The sequence below is a fragment of the Peribacillus sp. NPDC097198 genome (assembly GCF_044762055.1).
Taxonomy (GTDB): domain Bacteria; phylum Bacillota; class Bacilli; order Bacillales; family DSM-1321; genus Peribacillus.
Genome location: NZ_JBIWDO010000002.1, coordinates 238,740 through 254,699, shown reverse-complemented (window position 1 = coordinate 254,699; position 15,960 = coordinate 238,740). Strand labels below are relative to the sequence as shown.

19 protein-coding genes are annotated in these 15,960 nt (G+C 42.6%); 5 read left to right on the top strand and 14 right to left on the bottom strand.

Features of this window, described 5'->3' with window-relative positions; genetic code table 11:
* Window positions 1–14 precede the first annotated feature (14 nt).
* Window positions 15–893 (top strand): dimethylarginine dimethylaminohydrolase family protein, encoded by an 879-nt coding sequence (locus ACIQXQ_RS04285; RefSeq protein ID WP_402955720.1) that lies wholly within the window; start codon window positions 15–17, stop codon window positions 891–893.
* A 43-nt stretch (window positions 894–936) separates the two neighbouring features.
* Here ACIQXQ_RS04285 and ACIQXQ_RS04280 read toward each other — a convergent pair whose 3' ends face one another.
* The 10 genes from ACIQXQ_RS04280 to ACIQXQ_RS04235 form a co-directional block, all read right to left on the bottom strand.
* Window positions 937–1,440 carry a DUF1648 domain-containing protein gene (locus tag ACIQXQ_RS04280; protein WP_402867696.1) on the bottom strand — a complete coding sequence of 168 codons (504 nt, stop codon included), beginning with the start codon at window positions 1,438–1,440 and terminating at the stop codon, window positions 937–939.
* A gap of 31 nt (window positions 1,441–1,471) precedes the next feature.
* A complete protein-coding gene (locus ACIQXQ_RS04275) occupies window positions 1,472–1,870 on the bottom strand; it encodes a hypothetical protein (RefSeq protein WP_402955717.1) in 399 nt (132 codons plus the stop codon).
* A 145-nt stretch (window positions 1,871–2,015) separates the two neighbouring features.
* The gene (locus ACIQXQ_RS04270) at window positions 2,016–2,660 is read right to left on the bottom strand and encodes a HoxN/HupN/NixA family nickel/cobalt transporter (RefSeq protein ID WP_402955714.1); all 645 of its coding nucleotides are present in this window, start codon (window positions 2,658–2,660) and stop codon (window positions 2,016–2,018) included.
* A gap of 26 nt (window positions 2,661–2,686) precedes the next feature.
* Window positions 2,687–3,502 carry an urease accessory protein UreD gene (locus ACIQXQ_RS04265; protein ID WP_402955711.1) on the bottom strand — a complete coding sequence of 272 codons (816 nt, stop codon included), beginning with the start codon at window positions 3,500–3,502 and terminating at the stop codon, window positions 2,687–2,689.
* Window positions 3,499–4,116, bottom strand: coding sequence for an urease accessory protein UreG (gene ureG / locus ACIQXQ_RS04260; RefSeq protein WP_402867692.1), 618 nt, complete (start codon window positions 4,114–4,116; stop codon window positions 3,499–3,501). The genes ACIQXQ_RS04265 and ureG overlap by 4 nt, the downstream gene beginning before the upstream one ends.
* Window positions 4,117–4,165: 49 nt before the next feature.
* The gene (locus tag ACIQXQ_RS04255; protein WP_402955705.1) at window positions 4,166–4,852 is read right to left on the bottom strand and encodes an urease accessory protein UreF; all 687 of its coding nucleotides are present in this window, start codon (window positions 4,850–4,852) and stop codon (window positions 4,166–4,168) included.
* Window positions 4,845–5,291 (bottom strand): urease accessory protein UreE, encoded by a 447-nt coding sequence (gene ureE, locus ACIQXQ_RS04250; protein ID WP_402955702.1) that lies wholly within the window; start codon window positions 5,289–5,291, stop codon window positions 4,845–4,847. The genes ACIQXQ_RS04255 and ureE overlap by 8 nt, the downstream gene beginning before the upstream one ends.
* Window positions 5,292–5,301: 10 nt before the next feature.
* Complete coding sequence (ureC, locus tag ACIQXQ_RS04245; RefSeq protein ID WP_402955699.1) at window positions 5,302–7,011, bottom strand: urease subunit alpha; 1,710 nt, start codon at window positions 7,009–7,011, stop codon at window positions 5,302–5,304.
* Entirely contained in the window at window positions 7,008–7,331 is a 324-nt protein-coding gene (locus ACIQXQ_RS04240) for an urease subunit beta (RefSeq protein ID WP_402867688.1), read from the bottom strand. The genes ureC and ACIQXQ_RS04240 overlap by 4 nt, the downstream gene beginning before the upstream one ends.
* Window positions 7,332–7,343: 12 nt before the next feature.
* Window positions 7,344–7,646: an urease subunit gamma gene (locus ACIQXQ_RS04235; protein WP_402867687.1), complete on the bottom strand. Its 303-nt coding sequence runs from the start codon at window positions 7,644–7,646 to the stop codon at window positions 7,344–7,346.
* 235 nt (window positions 7,647–7,881) lie between these two features.
* Here ACIQXQ_RS04235 and ACIQXQ_RS04230 point away from each other — a divergent pair, with 235 nt between their 5' ends.
* The 3 genes from ACIQXQ_RS04230 (at window position 7,882) to ACIQXQ_RS04220 (ending at window position 11,489) form a co-directional block, all read left to right on the top strand.
* Complete coding sequence (locus ACIQXQ_RS04230; RefSeq protein ID WP_402867686.1) at window positions 7,882–8,337, top strand: DinB family protein; 456 nt, start codon at window positions 7,882–7,884, stop codon at window positions 8,335–8,337.
* A 522-nt stretch (window positions 8,338–8,859) separates the two neighbouring features.
* Window positions 8,860–10,764, top strand: a complete 1,905-nt coding sequence (gene asnB, locus ACIQXQ_RS04225; protein ID WP_402955673.1) for an asparagine synthase (glutamine-hydrolyzing) — start codon at window positions 8,860–8,862, stop codon at window positions 10,762–10,764.
* A gap of 266 nt (window positions 10,765–11,030) precedes the next feature.
* Window positions 11,031–11,489, top strand: coding sequence for a DinB family protein (locus tag ACIQXQ_RS04220; protein ID WP_402955670.1), 459 nt, complete (start codon window positions 11,031–11,033; stop codon window positions 11,487–11,489).
* Between the two features lie 47 nt (window positions 11,490–11,536).
* On the opposite strand, the gene ACIQXQ_RS04215 is transcribed toward ACIQXQ_RS04220, so the two are convergent.
* The 4 genes from ACIQXQ_RS04215 to ACIQXQ_RS04200 all read right to left on the bottom strand — a co-directional run bounded on the left by ACIQXQ_RS04215 (window position 11,537) and on the right by ACIQXQ_RS04200 (window position 14,472).
* Entirely contained in the window at window positions 11,537–11,785 is a 249-nt protein-coding gene (locus ACIQXQ_RS04215) for a transcriptional regulator SplA domain-containing protein (protein WP_402867683.1), read from the bottom strand.
* A 121-nt stretch (window positions 11,786–11,906) separates the two neighbouring features.
* Complete coding sequence (locus tag ACIQXQ_RS04210; protein ID WP_402955667.1) at window positions 11,907–12,773, bottom strand: Cof-type HAD-IIB family hydrolase; 867 nt, start codon at window positions 12,771–12,773, stop codon at window positions 11,907–11,909.
* A 130-nt stretch (window positions 12,774–12,903) separates the two neighbouring features.
* A complete protein-coding gene (locus ACIQXQ_RS04205) occupies window positions 12,904–13,257 on the bottom strand; it encodes a YlbF/YmcA family competence regulator (RefSeq protein ID WP_402867681.1) in 354 nt (117 codons plus the stop codon).
* A gap of 75 nt (window positions 13,258–13,332) precedes the next feature.
* A complete protein-coding gene (locus ACIQXQ_RS04200) occupies window positions 13,333–14,472 on the bottom strand; it encodes a DUF445 domain-containing protein (RefSeq protein ID WP_402955664.1) in 1,140 nt (379 codons plus the stop codon).
* A 138-nt stretch (window positions 14,473–14,610) separates the two neighbouring features.
* On the opposite strand from ACIQXQ_RS04200, the gene ACIQXQ_RS04195 reads away from it, so the two are divergent.
* Complete coding sequence (locus ACIQXQ_RS04195) at window positions 14,611–15,960, top strand: YheC/YheD family endospore coat-associated protein (RefSeq protein ID WP_402955661.1); 1,350 nt, start codon at window positions 14,611–14,613, stop codon at window positions 15,958–15,960.

Genomic DNA, 15,960 nt, shown 5'->3' with positions numbered 1-15,960 from the left:
AGAGGAGTTAATCCATGGCAAACAATCTTAATGAGGAACTCGATGCTTCCTGTACAAGTGAATACTCTATCCTTTCTCAGGTAATCGTCTGTGAACCAAGGTATATGGAAATACGCGAAGTCATCAATGAAACTCAAAAAGAATTTAAAGAGGAAAACATAGATAGGATACTAGCGATGAAACAGCATGCAAATTTTGTGACGGCACTTAGGAATGAAGGAGTGGACGTCATAAAACTACCACCCCAATCTACATATCCAGAACAGGTCTTCACAAGGGATATCGGCTTTACCATAGGTAATACTGTTTATGTTGCCGAAATGGCAAATGCGATACGTTCAGGAGAAGAACTATTATTGAAACTGTGGCTTGAATTAAATGAAATCCGTTATTTCAATGTAAGTAAAGGGAATATTGAGGGTGGTGATGTTATTCTTGATGGAAAAACGGTATATATAGGAATTAGCGATAGAACCAATGAGAAGGCCATTAATGAACTACAAGGCCTATTACCCGAATACGAGGTCATACCGGTTCCTTTCGTTGAAAAGTATCTCCACTTGGACTGCATATTCAATATTCTTTCACCGACCGAGGCTCTCGTTTTCCCTGATGCCCTTACCAAGAAGGAACTAGACTTTTTAGGTTCACGTTACGATCTGATCGAAGTGAACGGAGATGAACAATTCACAATGGGCACGAATGTTCTTTCCATCGGAAATAAGAAATTGTTCAGTCTTCCTTGCAATAAAAAGGTCAACAATCAGCTTCGAGAACGGGGATATGAAGTAATTGAAGTCGATATAAGTGAAATCATCAAATCCGGTGGCTCTTTCCGCTGCTGTACGATGCCACTTTTACGTTCAAAAAGTAAGGTCACTGAACTCCGTTAAAAACAGGGTGTTTAAACCGGGTCTTCATCAAGGCAGACCCGGTTTATTTTGCATTACGGACCGATTGGGTTACAAAGAAAGCGACGGAACCTAAAAGCAAGATCAGGAAAATGGACAGAGCTAATGTTCCGAGGCCTTCTTCCTTCCCCATCGCCACATGAACCGATTCCCAACTCGTATACAGGAAAAAGAGGATGATCTCCACCTTCAAAAACAAACTCATCATTCGAGCATTTCTATATTGAAATGCAGCATTTTTTTCGGTTATTTCGATTGGGTAATTAAAAAGGTGCGGGACCCTCTCCAACAACGTCAAGCCAACCCATAAAAAAAGGCTGATGGTAGGAAGGAGCCAAATCAACGCTCTTCCTCCCCATCCATCCACTTCTCCTTTTCCATTAAAGTGAATCGGGACTTCGGCGGGTAATGTGTTCCATACACTGATTAAATAAACCAGGTTGATTACGATGAAGAGAAGTGAAACGATATCCATCATTTTCTCAACGCCCGTCTTGGGAAAATGTAAAACCGGATGTTTACTTTTCATGTTTTTCTCCCCCATTTCTTATAAGAATCGGTTATTGTAGTAAGTCCAAGATGACAGCAGAGTCTTCTTCGTTTAATTGCACATACTTGTTTTGATCATCTTTCGTAACTTCCAGCGCATGTTCACCGGAACCCAACCACACAAAGTAAACAGGGATTTCATCCCCAAAGTTGCGATCATTAAAGTAGAAGATGAAGTCTGCTTTCCGGTCATCTTTCTCCATGGGATTTTCCTTCCACGTCACATTTTCCAAAATTTCTTTTGTTTTTACAGTCTTTTTCATATTTATGTTTTCTTTATAGGCTTCAAATCTATATGTATCTTTTCCTATTCGTTTTTGGATTGAAATACGTTCTTCCCTATCAGAACAACCCGAAGCAAACGTTAATGATACTAGGCATAGTGCAAATAACATTAATCTCCACTTCATTACCTCCACCCCCTATGCAAACTACTTTCCCATATAGTCATTATACTCGTTAACTTATGGAAAATAATAGGATCGTTTAAGCTGAAAGAGGAAAAAACCCCCAAGCTGATTGCCTGAAAGTTTCCGACTCGAATATTTGAGTAAATCAACCAAACCAAATCGTAAATAGCTGTTCATTCACACCAAGGTTATACATATAATAAATTCCGAAAACCGTACTGACGACACCCGTCAACCGAAGAAGAGAGCGATTCGTTTTTTTTGAGGAAGCGCTAGTCACAAACGGAATGCTCAATATGGTCGTAAACAAGAGCATGCCTAAACAGGTCCCCACCCCAAAAATAATGATATATAAAGCTCCCTGCCAGGCAAAATCTATCGTGCTCATCGTAAGAAGGACCATCGCGGCACTTCCGGCAAGTCCATGGACGACCCCAATGAACATCGATTTCAGGTAGGTATTTCTTTCAAAATGGTCATGTTCATGAGCATTCTTCCAGGAAAAAATCGTGGTCATTCCTAGATACACCAACATGATTCCCACAAGAAACTCGAGTGACATTGCCCAAGCTTCCGGTATCTCATCTTTCAACAGGATCAGGACGACACCGAAAACCAGGAGTGTCAGTGTATGACCAATTCCCCAAAACACCCCGGCGAGCGACGACTTCCAGATTTTCTTGCTTCGGCTGGCAATGGTCGAAACAGCGATCACGTGATCCGGTTCAAGAGCATGCTTGATGCCTAATAAAAATCCGATTCCTAAAACTAGCAATAAACTCATTTCCATACCACTCAATCCCGTCTATTAATAAGTTAGTATTTACGATAAAACACAACATCTTTCTGCAATGCAAGGCTCCGTAAAAGATTCTCGGAAACGGCGAATATTTTCTCGATTAACTGAGTTTGATTCGCCAATACCCTTACCATCAGTCCTCGTATAGGCAATCTCGAAAAACCGATTCTTGCCTTTTGCCCGAAATCAGATAGCGATTCTTCTAATTGCGTTATCATGTCCTCACTTAGCCCATCATGTATGAACAATAATGAACCAAAATGGCTGTATCCTTCCAATAACAAAATGGATTCCATCTGATCGGATGGTTGCAATAATACATGATCCATAATCAGCCTTTTCCGATCATAAAACACATTCATTTTCGAACGAATCCAATCGTATGTAAAATCCTTGCCGCTCTTGGACCATCCCGGGGTGAAGATATCCGTGAGCAGTAGCCCTGACCCTTTATCCATATGTATGGTCGTATCTTGTATATACCGTGCACCTTCATATGCAATCAACGGGTCCTGAACATAGGTGAGGAAGCTTCCCTTTCTTAATACCATTTCAGTCTCCTGCCTTGCCGGTTCTCCCGTAGTTTTATATACCTTTGTCGCAGACTGGGTCGTCAACGTCAAATGTGCTCCTTCTTCTAAACAGAAAAACTGTTGGTAGCAATCACCTCCGACATAACCACCCCCGACATGAATGAGAAAGTAGGTGGGTGAAGTTTCATCCAGAAAAACAGGACGGGACAGTTTGAAAGCTCCCTCATGATAACTGTCCTTCACAATCGTCCGCCCCTTTTTCAGTACTGACGTCAAGCGGATGCTACCGGTCCAATTCATTGCTCTAACCCTATGAAAAAGGCCTCGGATTTAATCCAGTTCACCACATCCTCTAATCCTTTTTCATCTTTTAAATTCGTAAAAAAGAAGGGCTTATTTCCGCGTGTTGCCAATGTATCGCGTTCCATCACTTCAAGACTAGCTCCAACGTAAGGGGCCAAATCCGTTTTATTAATGATGAACAAATCCGATTTGATCATCCCTTGTCCGCCTTTTCGCGGGATTTTCTCCCCTTGGGCCACATCTATGATATAAATCGAAAAATCCACGAGCTCCGGACTAAATGTGGCTGCTAAATTATCACCGCCGCTTTCAACGAAAATTAAATCAAGATCAGGATGAAGGTCCTCCAATTCATCAATCGCCGCGAAGTTCATCGAAGCATCTTCCCGAATCGCCGTATGCGGACAGCCTCCCGTTTCCACCCCGATGATCCGATTTTCAGGCAACACACCGTTTTTCATGAGAAAAAGAGCATCTTCCTTCGTATAAATATCATTCGTGACGACGGCCATGCTGAAATCATTTGCCATTGCCCTCGTCAACTTTTCGACGAGCATCGTTTTCCCGGCACCAACCGGGCCACCTACACCAATTTTCACAACCTGCTTCATCATAATCGGTTTGTCCCTTCTAAGAGCAAACCTGTCACCTCTTTTCTATTCAACTCATAAATAGCCTTACATGCAATTGCTCATGCCTCATTTGGGAGATTTCCAAACCCGGTAACGTCCTCCCAAGCTCATCCTCTGTCATTTCCTTGATTACTACCACCGCTGTTTGTATGATGCCATGTGTCCATAACAACAGTGATTGTCCAGCGGTCTGTCCTAACGGGATTCCTCTGACTGCATTTTGAATAAGGGAAGAAACGGCCGCATACAGGCAAGCTGTGATGGCCATGTCTACGGAAATGCCAAGCTCCGTACAGACAAGTGCAAAGACGATTGCCGGATGACCGTAACATTTCTTTTCTTTGATTTTGATTAGATAGATTGACAACATATCGGATGGGTACAGTGTCATACAAAGCTTTGCCATCTGCTGCCCAATCCTTCTTGAAGCTTCCCTTGATTCTTTGGCAGAACAGCTCGCAAATAGCTTTTCATCCAAATCCCAAATCCCTTCCTCATCTTGATCCAGAATGAGTGCATATGCGATACGGCACCCCAGGCCATCGGTATAAGATAAGGACTTCAAGATATAGACCTTTAAAAATTCTTTGAAAGAGTGTGCATCATGAATCTTTTCTTCCTGTATATAGGTCTCCATCCCGAAGGAGTGGGAAAACGAACCGGACGGAAAATTCGAATCACAAAGCTGGATGAGCGGAAACAACCGTTCAATCATGGGAATGGCCGATGTGACGGAATGCCTGTTTTACCTTTCTTTTCTCACGGCGAAAGGGAATGCCTTGCTCTGCAAGCAGCTCTTCAACCAGATAATCATATTGAACCAGCATTTCATCCCCTTCAAACTGTGCCGGCAAATGGCGATTTCCCAATTGATGTGCGATATTGCCCATCTGCCCGACGGATGTAGGCGTGATGGTTAAGATATCATCATCGATCGTCTGAACCACGATCATATTCTTTTCATCCATATACAAAATATCGCCATCCATTAAATCTTTGTTTTCCTTGAGCCTTATTCCAATCTCATTGCCATGATCCGTTTTCACACGTTGAATTCTTTTTCTTAAAGCATCGCTTTCTAGAAAAACCCGTTCCATATGTTTCGGTTTATTTTGAATGGACTCAACGTTTCCTATCACCTTTTCGACAATCATGCTATTCACCTCAGAATAAAAAGTATCGCTGTGCCATTGGCAGGTTTTCTGCCGGCTCACACGTAATTAAATCACCGTCGACCGTCACTTCATATGTTTGTGGATCCACTTCGATGACGGGTGTTTCCCCGTTTAACTTCATGTCTTTCTTTGTAAGATTCCGGATATTCGAGACGGTTTTCACAATTTTCTTCAACCCGATTTCCTTGTGGATTCCCGCTTCATAAGCAGCTTTAGATAGAAAGGTGATTGATGTACCCGAAACGGCTTGCCCAAAACTCGCAAACATCGGACGATACAAAACCGGTTGTGGGGTCGGAATGGAGGCATTGGGGTCTCCCATGATGCTGTGGGCAATCATTCCCCCTTTTACGATCATATCCGGTTTCACTCCAAAAAAGGCCGGGTCCCACACGACCAAATCTGCAAATTTCCCTTCTTCCAATGATCCGACAACATCGGAGATTCCATGAGTGATGGCAGGATTAATCGTATACTTGGCGACATATCGCTTCACACGGAAATTATCGCCATCCCCTTTCTCTTCCAACATCTTTCCCCGTTGTTTTTTCATTTTATCCGCCGTCTGCCATGTCCGCAGGATGACTTCTCCCACCCTGCCCATTGCCTGGGAATCCGAGCTGATCATACTGAAGACGCCTAAATCATGGAGAATGTCTTCAGCAGCTATCGTTTCCTTCCTTATCCGGGAATCGGCAAAGGCGATATCCTCCGGTACGGAGGGATCCAAATGATGGCATACCATCAACATGTCTAAATGCTCTTCCAGCGTATTGATGGTATACGGGCGCGTCGGGTTCGTGGAAGAAGGCAAAATATTCGGATAACTCGCGGCCTTAATAATGTCCGGTGCATGTCCGCCACCCGCTCCCTCGGTATGATAGGTATGAATCACACGGCCCTTGATGGCTTCAATCGTATCCTCGACAAAGCCGCCTTCATTAAGGGTATCGGAATGGATGGCTACCTGGACATCATATTCATCCGCTACGGACAAGCTTGTATCGATGGCCGCTGCCGTGGTCCCCCAATCTTCATGCAATTTCAGCCCGATGGCCCCTGCCTTGACCTGCTCGATGAGTGGTTCTTTTGCCGAGGCATTGCCTTTTCCCAAAAAACCGAAATTCATGGGGAAATGTTCAGCCGCCTCAAGCATTTTATGGATATTCCAGGCTCCGGGTGTACACGTCGTGGCATTCGTTCCGGTTGCCGGTCCTGTTCCTCCGCCAATCATCGTCGTGATCCCACTCGATAATGCCGTCTCTATTTGCTGGGGTGCAATGAAATGAATATGTGCGTCAATGCCTCCCGCGGTCACGATCTTTCCTTCGGCAGCGATGATTTCAGTCGCCGCACCAATCGTCATGGTCACCCCATCCATCAATAGGGGATTTCCTGCTTTACCGATTGCCGCAATCTGCCCATCCTTCACCCCGATATCCGCTTTATAGATGCCCGTATAATCGACGATGATTGCATTCGTGAAGACAAGGTCCATGACCCCTTCCCTTTCAGCTGTTGGATGCTGTCCCATCCCATCACGTATGACCTTTCCCCCGCCGAACTTCACTTCATCTCCATATCTAGTGAAATCTTTTTCTATTTCTATGAAAAGCTCTGTATCTGCCAGTCTGACTAAATCCCCGGTCGTCGGACCGAACATGTCGGCATATTGCCTCCGTGACATTTCATGACTCATCCTTCACCCTCCACATCAAGCGGTCCGTTCGTTCGATTGCTTAATCCGTACACTTCCCTTTTGCCGCCAAAAGGAATCAGCTCCACTTCCTTTTCATCGCCTGGTTCAAAGCGGACCGCCGTTCCCGCAGGAATGTTCAACCGTTTCCCATAGGCTTCTTCACGAGTAAATTCCAACCCGTTGTTCACTTCATAAAAATGAAAATGGGAGCCAATCTGAATCGGTCGATCTCCCCGATTGATGACAGAAATGCCTGTCGCAAGCTTCCCTTCATTGCACACAATCGAATCTCTTTTCAAGATATATTCACCTGGTATCATGCCCCAGCCTCCTTACTGAATTGGATTATGGACCGTCACAAGCTTTGTTCCATCCGGAAACGTCGCTTCCACTTGAATATCGTGGATCATCTCCGGGATCCCCTCCATTACATCCTCACTGGATAGAATCATCCGGCCAAATTGCATAAGCTCCGCAACAGAGCGTCCATCCCGTGCCCCTTCCATGATTTCATACGTGATCAAGGCAATGGACTCCGGATAATTCAATTTCACTCCTCTCTCTTTTCTTCTTCTAGCTAAATCCGCTGCAACCACGACCATTAATTTCTCCTGTTCCCTTGCCGTTAAACGCATGACTTCTCTCCTTCTATCATTCTAAAAGAACTGATTTACAAACGAGTCAACCCACATATATAACACAGAAATGTAAGATTTTATAACATATTCTCATTATAAATAATTTTCTGACAATTTCAAGAAGAAAAATGAAAAACGTAAAAACCCTTTCACTCAAACTTGGTGAATATCCATAACCTTGTTATACTTTTATTTAGAAGAAATTTTCTAACAAGATGTGGAGGAATATAAATTGAATTACATAAAAAACCAGTTAAAAGTCACCCGGAGCAGTTTACTAAGTGAAATCAAGGGATTATCGCCAGAGTTTATGGATGTCCAGCCTTCAGGATTCAACAATACGATCCATTGGCACCTTGGTCATGTATTGAGTGCAGCGGAAAAATTCTTATTGGACTCTCCAAATGGCAGTAACCTACCTGACAACTATGGACAACTATTCGGATATGGTTCAAAGCCAGCTGACTGGCCAGAGGATGTCCCATCCACTGATACACTGAAGCTACAGTTAGAGGAGCAACTCGATCGCCTTCTTGCGATTCCAGAAGAAAAATATGCTGATAAAGTGGAAAATCCATTCAAGGGGATGGAAACAGTGGAGGACTTCATTAGCTTTGTCGTCTTACACGAAACGAATCATATCGGACAAATTCATGCGATGAAGCTTCTCGTTCAAGCTTCTAACTGATAACTCAAAAGCCAGGCACACCGATTTTCCAGAAAATCCGGGCGCCTGGCTTTTTTATGTTATGGTCATCAAAGCAAATCGATGGATCGACTCCCTCCGACCATCCCATTCACAATTATTTTCCCCAAGCCCATGTCGATCTTCACGATAAGAAGCCGTTCTATTTTAACCCTTTCTATTATAGAAACCACAAGCACGCGTCATGAGGGAGACTTACTCCTCGTTACGTTTCCTTCATACTCCAGACATAAAGAGCCAAAAGTATACACCAAAACGAAATTTATCCAGCACGTGATGTATAAAAAATGGTGAAACGGTTGAAAAATGTAATTTCTTCCATTATAATGATGAGATTGTTTGTAATAATATTTAATATCAGGATAAAAATGTATGGATTTTCAATTTTCTTCAATCTCCTCTTCCCTCGAATGTAATGTAGATGAACTACTGTCAGTCATGGATCATTCCTAAAAAAACGAGAATCAGAGATTAATACTATTAAGTAGGTAGGTGACCCCCAAAATGTGTGGATTTGTTGGTTGTATGCATCAAAAACCCAATCAAATGAATATAGACATGAAAGATCAAATAAATAAAATGAATACGCTTATTACACATAGAGGTCCGGATGATGAAGGTTATTATAATGATGCGTATGTCAATTTTGGTTTCAGACGACTCAGTATCATAGGAATCGAAAGTGGACACCAGCCCCTTTCTTATGAAAATGATCGGTATTGGATCATCTTCAATGGTGAAATCTATAACTATATAGAATTACGCGAAGAACTAATCCAAAAAGGTTATGAATTTACTACCGAATCGGACACAGAAGTCATCATTGCCCTGTTCAGTGACCAAAAGGAACGTATGGTGAGCAAATTAAGAGGCATGTTTGCTTTTGTCATCTGGGATAAAGTGGAGCAATCGATATTCGGGGCCAGAGATCAGTTTGGCATCAAGCCCTTCTTTTACTCAGAACAAGAGGAACTAACTTATTTTGCTTCAGAAAAGAAGAGTATTCTTCTAGCGATGGAAGGAAAGATAGATTCCGACTCCTTACAGCACTATCTTAGCTTTCAATATGTACCTGAACCCGATACGATGACAAGCCAAATTAAAAAACTAGCGCCAGGCCATTGCTTCACGAAAAAGCCAGGTGGCAAGATGAATATCAGCCGATATTGGGCACCGACTTTCAAACCGATGGGCCTATCCGAAACACAACTTTCCAAGGAAATTCGTGATGTTTTAATAGATTCGGTGAATGTGCATATGCGAAGTGATGTACCGGTGGGATCGTTCCTATCCGGAGGCATTGATTCTTCGATCATCGTTTCCCTTGCCAAGGAGGTCAACCCCAAACTAAAAACGTTCTCTGTCGGTTTTGAACGGGATGGATTCAGTGAAGTCGACGTGGCGAAAGAAACAGCCCACGCCCTTAATCTAGAGAATATCAGCTATATCATTTCGCCTGAGGAATATCTTGCTGAACTCCCTAAAATCATTTGGCACATGGATGACCCACTGGCAGACCCAGCGGCCGTCCCTTTATATTTCGTGGCCCGTGAAGCCAGAAAACATGTAAAAGTGGTATTATCCGGTGAAGGGGCGGACGAGCTTTTCGGTGGTTATAATATCTATAGGGAACCTCAATCATTGAAAATGTTCAACCATATCCCGAATCCGATCAAAAACCTGTTAAAAGTGATGAGTAGGATTTTACCGGATGGAGTGAAGGGGAAAAACTTCATTGAACGTGGTGTCACCCCTTTGCAAGAGAGGTACATCGGTAATGCAAAAATATTTGAAGAACGTGAAAAGAAATCATTGCTTTCGGAATATAAACCAAACTTGGGCTATACGACCGTGACTGATCCCATTTACAATCAATCCAGATCATATGATGCCGTTACGAAAATGCAGCATTTAGATATTCTTACTTGGCTGCAAGGAGACATTCTGTTGAAGGCCGACAAAATGACGATGGCTCACTCTCTTGAACTACGCGTTCCTTTCTTGGATAAAGAAGTGTTTAATGTCGCGACAAAGATTCATTCAGAGCAAAAGATCAAAAACAATACGACTAAATATATACTTCGTAAAGCAGCCGAGGGAATCGTACCTGACCATGTATTAAATCGGAAGAAATTAGGCTTCCCTGTGCCTATCCGCCATTGGTTAAAGGATGAAATGTATGATTGGGCCAACAATTTGATTCGTACTAGCCCCACAGATTACCTTTTAAATAAAAAAGCGATTTTTGACTTAATGCAGGAACATGTCGCTGGCAAAAAGGATAATAGCAGGAAGTTATGGACCATCATTGTATTTATGATTTGGCATCAAATTTATATAGAATATGCTTATGATTTTAACGATTTAGGTGAGAAACAAGAAAACAAAAAACAAGTTGTACTTACTTAATCATTCATTCATAGCTATTCAACCTATCCCTATCAAGGCTTCGTCCGAGCCTTGATAGGGATATTTTCATTTATATTGATGCACGATAACAAAACGCGGCGCCCCACCTTTTATCAGAAATAAGAAAAGCACGCTTATGCATCACTTGATTTAATTCATAAATAGATTATCATTAGAAAGACTGAAATCTCATTACAAGCTGACAAGCGTACCATTGTCGTTGGCGGTGGACGTTTTTATTGCGACAACTAGAAGGAGCTACTAACATGAACCCATTACAAAAACGTTTTTCCCTAATTAGAGGTAAGTTCTTCGAGAGGGTCATCGACCGGATTACCCCTGAACTGACAGATATTCAACCCGAAGGATTTAATAATAATATTCACTGGCATCTTGGCCATACATTATTTGTAACGGAAAAGTTCTTGCTTGACCATCCGGCAGCAGGTAACTTGCCCGCCAATTACGCTGAATTCTTTGCTCAAGGAACCAGTCCTGCTGATTGGACGGATGAAGTCCCTTCTGTTGAAGTATTAATTGAGCAATTTAAAGAACAGCTTGATCGTCTTCTTGCCATTCCTGAAGAGCGTTTGGCCGAAAAACTCGAAGAACCATTCAAAGGGTTCGAAACATATGGGGAAATGGTGAACCTTGCCCTCTTCCATGAAACTTACCATATGGGCCAAATTCATGCGATGCTACGTGTGATTCACGCTGCAAAATGACATAAACAGAAGCCCCCGCAATCCTAAGCGGGGGCTTCTTACTTTTCTCATGTCAATTGATCATTAATGAAATTACTATAGGCTTGTTCCGCAGCCGCTTCTGATGAAAATAATGCATCATCATCTTCAATCGTATGAAAGGTATCGTTCAGGAATAAAGCGACTGCATTAGGATCTTTCGGATGCTGCACAATTTCTGCAGCCCTTACGTTTGAAACTGAGGGAACGTGCGGATTATTATAAATGACAAACACCTCATCGCCAACTTGTACTTCTTTTGCATTAATAACGTCCATTACATTCTTCCTTTCCTTAGGGATTTACTTAGTTTATGGATAATGAACGAAATTATTTATTGGAAAGATAAACCTGATCAACAAAAAAAGAACCCTCCATGATGGAAGGGAGCAGCATCTTTCACTTGAGCATATTCATCTTCTGTAAGAATCCAATCGGGTGCTGCTTGCGGAAGAACTCTTTCAACATATAGGCAATCCCGTCATCATCGTTCGAGCGGGTGACCCATTTGGCAGCTTTTTTGACTTCAGGGTCCGCATTTCCCATGGCAACACCCAAACCTGATCCCGCGATCATCTCTATATCATCCAGTCCGTCCCCAATCGATACGATTTCGGTCCGCTTCACGCCTAAATGATCCGCTAAATACAAAACGCCACTCCATTTTGAAACACCTCTCGGAACGATTGTCAGCCTGTGCCCAGGATTTGTAGTCACTTCAACTTCCGGAAACATGTCTTTTATCAGTTTGTGCATTTCCACTTGATCTTTCTGCTCAGTAAATATGATATCAACTTTTGTCGGGGACATAGGATGATCCATAAGCTCTTCGCTTATGTCATCCACATAGTTTTGGGCATAAATGTTTTGGTCATTCGTATACATGACCGTTTTACCGAGTAAGTTTTCCGGGAGATTAACTCGATTGCCAAGGGAGTACTTTTCATGATGGAGCATTATTTGGGAATTGGTCTTCTCCAGCATTTGCACGAGTTCCACGGTCAATTCTTCTGACATTCTTTTTACCATGATGGGTTTCTCGATGGATGCACCGACAAAAGCTCCGTGTTGGGCAACGATCATTGGATTTATTTTTAGGGCTTTGGCCACTTTTTTTGCAGAATGGTAGTTTCTTGACGTTACAAGTGCAACATGGACACCCTTATCGTGAACATACTCAATGGCCTCTTTGGTCGATTTATTTAAACGGCCATTGGACTGAAGCAATGTTCCATCAATGTTAACCGCTAATAGACGATATACCATGTAAATCTCCCCCATCTGTAATATCCTCTTTCAAATTTATGACTAAAATTTGTAGAGTAGAACAGGATCAGTTTGTCTTTCTTTTTCAAAAAAACTCCTTCGCCATAAGGCAAAGGAGTTTTTTTTGGTATTATTGCTGTTCAGCTGGGCCGTATAAATCTTCTAGTGGCTTCATGATGATTTTGTTAAGGTCGGCAATGACCATGCTCATCCGTTGTTCCGCTTCCATCAATTGAGAAATCGTTGGGTTCTGTTGAACAAGTTGCACAGTTTTTTGAGCTTGTGCCACTTCTTCGGGATCAATTTCCTGCCCCATCATTTGCTTTTGTTGCAATGTCATCTGCAAGTTACGGAAGTTTTCGAACATCCCTTTCGTAGCTGGGTCTGAATTGACTAAATCATATAACCGTTGCAAGTCTGCATATTCATTGCTTGATCGAATCGCTTTTTCCATTTCATATGCTGCATCATACACGTTACTCATAAAATTTTCCCCTCCCGGTAATCATTGTATTCCTACACCTTTCCCACTATAACAAATCCCTTTACTAATTACACGTCATCCTAATAAAACGGTCACAAATCCTTGGAATAGACCGATGATCCCACCAAGCAGGGCACCTAGATATGTGATCATCGATAATTCCTTCTTAGTGATGGAGACGACCATTTGCTCCAAGCGTGAAACGGAAAAGGAAGATACCTGTTCCTCCACGATATCATCCAAATGCAGTCGTTGGAAGAGTGGCTGGAAATGGACAATTAAATAGTCCGCGGCTTTTTCAACAAAAATCGGAACGCCTTTGTTGACGATGGTATCCGCAAAACTAGCCGTCAGTTCACGAACCGGTTTTTCCATGATGGAAGCGACCGGAATCCATTCTCCCGTTTTTTCTGTAATCAGCGTGCGGATCGTGTCTTTTCCAATTAATCCTTCCACTTTCTCCATATCCCATTTTTCAAGGTTTCTCAACTCTTTTTCCATCATGACCGATAATAAGTCGACCGTCCAGGATTGATCAAAGAATTTAATGATCTCAGGCTGAATCTTATCGATTAACTTTTCATTTCCGATAAACATTTGAATCAAGTTAATCATTTTTCCTCGCTCTTTGAAAAAATCATCAAGCATTTCTTCGAGTCGTCCCTTGCCATCGGCACTGTTGAAGTATTCTTTCCCCTTCGTTACGATATATTTCGAAATGTCCGGGATTGATTTCACCGCTTTTTGCTGGATATTCAAAGGAATGATGTCTTGTAGACTCTTTCCTCGGTTTTCCGCTGCCCATGTTTCGTATTTACCAAGGACGAATGTCTGTAAACGCTGTTCCATTGTCAGGGAAGAATTCTTCATCCCCAATTGGTCCAACAGTTGTGCCATACTTTTTTCCGTGGACAACGCCTTCTTCACTTCTGACTGTACGAAAATCTTCATATTCTTTATAGAGGCATCATTGATAACCTTACTTTGAATGCTCTCGGGTGTGATTAAATGTTCGACGACCAATTTCCCTAACTGCTTGGCTAACTCATCCTGCCGCTTCGGAATTAAACCCGGTGTCAACGGCACCTGCTTTCCAAAAATAAATATGGGCTTATAGGGTCTGAACAGCATGCGGATTGCCAATAAATTGGTGAACCCTCCTATGACTGCACCGACAACGACCATAAACAGTATTTTTACCCACAACTCATCCATGATGTTTTTCTCCTTTTATTGCTTGAAATAGGGGCTATATGACACGTTCTACTTTGAAAAACATAGAATGTGATATCCACTTTTGCCCATCATTTAATTATAAAAGGATATCAAACTTAGTGCAAACGGGGAATTATTATGACCTTGAAATACCAAAAAGTTTTTATTACGGTAAATTCAGCTGCTACAAGAAAGAAGGCACTGTTGTTTGTCGAAGAAAAACTATTTCAGGAATGGGACCTTCAATATGGAGAACCTCTTACGCTCATTGCCGGACGGCGTTCTGTCCCGGTACTTGTCCAAACATTCGCCTCACCGGAATCCACCATAAAGATCTCACATGATACGAACCAATTCTTATCTCTGCCTCCCTTCTCGGGGCCGGTCTCCGTTTCCTTTCATGCAGAGGAGAGAACGTTGCAAATAGCGCCTTTCCTTGCCGTCCTCATTAACCAGGGGCCCTTGCAGAGCGGCACATTCGGTGAAATGGAACCATTTTATCAGGAGATGATAGCCTATTGTAATCAAAAAGGCTTTCCTTTCTTTTTGGCAAAACCACAGCCACTTGCGGACGGGATCCTTACAGGATATTGGCCAGGGGCGAATGGGTGGGAGACCCTTGAGCTCCCCGTTCCTGATGTGTTTTACAATCGGATCCACTCCCGGAAGGTGGAAGGAACACCACTATTCGAAAACTTTTCATCGGAATTGAAATCCCTTGCCATTCCCATGTTCAACGGGCGGTTCCTTTCCAAACATGATGTGCATGAGCTCCTGCTCTCAGATTATAGCCTGCTTCCACATTTACCCGAGACGGTGATGTTTAATGAACAGGAACCCTTCATGACATTTTTAGATAAGTATCCAGTAAGCTATCTAAAGCCCTCGACAGGCAGTCAGGGGCGGAATATCTGCAAGCTGACCGAATCATCGGGCAGATGGGTAATCGAGCATGCCGGAACAGAAAACAATATCCATACTATCGAAACGAAGGAGAAATTATTCTCGGCCTTGAAAAAGTTTTGCCGGAATCAAGCTTACATCCTTCAAAAGGGGATTTCCTTATTCGAGATCAATCAGAAATTAGTGGATTTCCGCATCCTGCTTCATAAAAACGGACAGAATCAATGGAAGGTCACCTCCATGGTTGCACGAATCGGGGATTCGGGAAATATCGTTTCCAACCTCGCACAAGGTGGTGTCATGAAGAACGGTTTCGACTTTTTAAAAGAGATCGTGGATCACCAAGAAGCCAAACGTTTATATCAAAGCCTCATCCGTTTAGCTAAGAAGACGGCAGTTGCGCTTGATGACAACCATCCGGAATTATTTGGGGAGCTGGGTATCGATTTAGCCCTTGATAGTAACAAGCATCCTTGGATCATAGAAGTGAATTCGAAGCCCTCAAAAAAATTCCAAGGTACCTATGAAACATTCCGGCCATCTGTAAAGTCGATTATTGAGTTTATGTATGCGATAAATGAGTGA

What these genes read in the sequence shown, in the direction of transcription:
- asnB (WP_402955673.1), top strand. Translation starts at nt 8,860, where the DNA reads ATGTGTGGATTTGTTGGTTGTATGCATCAAAAACCCAATCAAATGAAT.
- ACIQXQ_RS04215 (WP_402867683.1), bottom strand. Translation starts at nt 11,785, where the DNA reads ATGGACGTTATTAATGCAAAAGAAGTACAAGTTGGCGATGAGGTGTTT.
- ACIQXQ_RS04265 (WP_402955711.1), bottom strand. Translation starts at nt 3,502, where the DNA reads ATGAATTGGACCGGTAGCATCCGCTTGACGTCAGTACTGAAAAAGGGG.
- ACIQXQ_RS04255 (WP_402955705.1), bottom strand. Translation starts at nt 4,852, where the DNA reads ATGATTGAACGGTTGTTTCCGCTCATCCAGCTTTGTGATTCGAATTTT.
- ACIQXQ_RS04195 (WP_402955661.1), top strand. Translation starts at nt 14,611, where the DNA reads ATGACCTTGAAATACCAAAAAGTTTTTATTACGGTAAATTCAGCTGCT.
- ACIQXQ_RS04210 (WP_402955667.1), bottom strand. Translation starts at nt 12,773, where the DNA reads ATGGTATATCGTCTATTAGCGGTTAACATTGATGGAACATTGCTTCAG.
- ACIQXQ_RS04270 (WP_402955714.1), bottom strand. Translation starts at nt 2,660, where the DNA reads ATGGAAATGAGTTTATTGCTAGTTTTAGGAATCGGATTTTTATTAGGC.
- ureG (WP_402867692.1), bottom strand. Translation starts at nt 4,116, where the DNA reads ATGAAGCAGGTTGTGAAAATTGGTGTAGGTGGCCCGGTTGGTGCCGGG.
- ureC (WP_402955699.1), bottom strand. Translation starts at nt 7,011, where the DNA reads ATGAGTCATGAAATGTCACGGAGGCAATATGCCGACATGTTCGGTCCG.
- ACIQXQ_RS04285 (WP_402955720.1), top strand. Translation starts at nt 15, where the DNA reads ATGGCAAACAATCTTAATGAGGAACTCGATGCTTCCTGTACAAGTGAA.
- ACIQXQ_RS04280 (WP_402867696.1), bottom strand. Translation starts at nt 1,440, where the DNA reads ATGAAAAGTAAACATCCGGTTTTACATTTTCCCAAGACGGGCGTTGAG.
- ACIQXQ_RS04275 (WP_402955717.1), bottom strand. Translation starts at nt 1,870, where the DNA reads ATGAAGTGGAGATTAATGTTATTTGCACTATGCCTAGTATCATTAACG.
- ureE (WP_402955702.1), bottom strand. Translation starts at nt 5,291, where the DNA reads ATGATTGTCGAAAAGGTGATAGGAAACGTTGAGTCCATTCAAAATAAA.
- ACIQXQ_RS04200 (WP_402955664.1), bottom strand. Translation starts at nt 14,472, where the DNA reads ATGGATGAGTTGTGGGTAAAAATACTGTTTATGGTCGTTGTCGGTGCA.
- ACIQXQ_RS04235 (WP_402867687.1), bottom strand. Translation starts at nt 7,646, where the DNA reads ATGCGTTTAACGGCAAGGGAACAGGAGAAATTAATGGTCGTGGTTGCA.
- ACIQXQ_RS04220 (WP_402955670.1), top strand. Translation starts at nt 11,031, where the DNA reads ATGAACCCATTACAAAAACGTTTTTCCCTAATTAGAGGTAAGTTCTTC.
- ACIQXQ_RS04240 (WP_402867688.1), bottom strand. Translation starts at nt 7,331, where the DNA reads ATGATACCAGGTGAATATATCTTGAAAAGAGATTCGATTGTGTGCAAT.
- ACIQXQ_RS04205 (WP_402867681.1), bottom strand. Translation starts at nt 13,257, where the DNA reads ATGAGTAACGTGTATGATGCAGCATATGAAATGGAAAAAGCGATTCGA.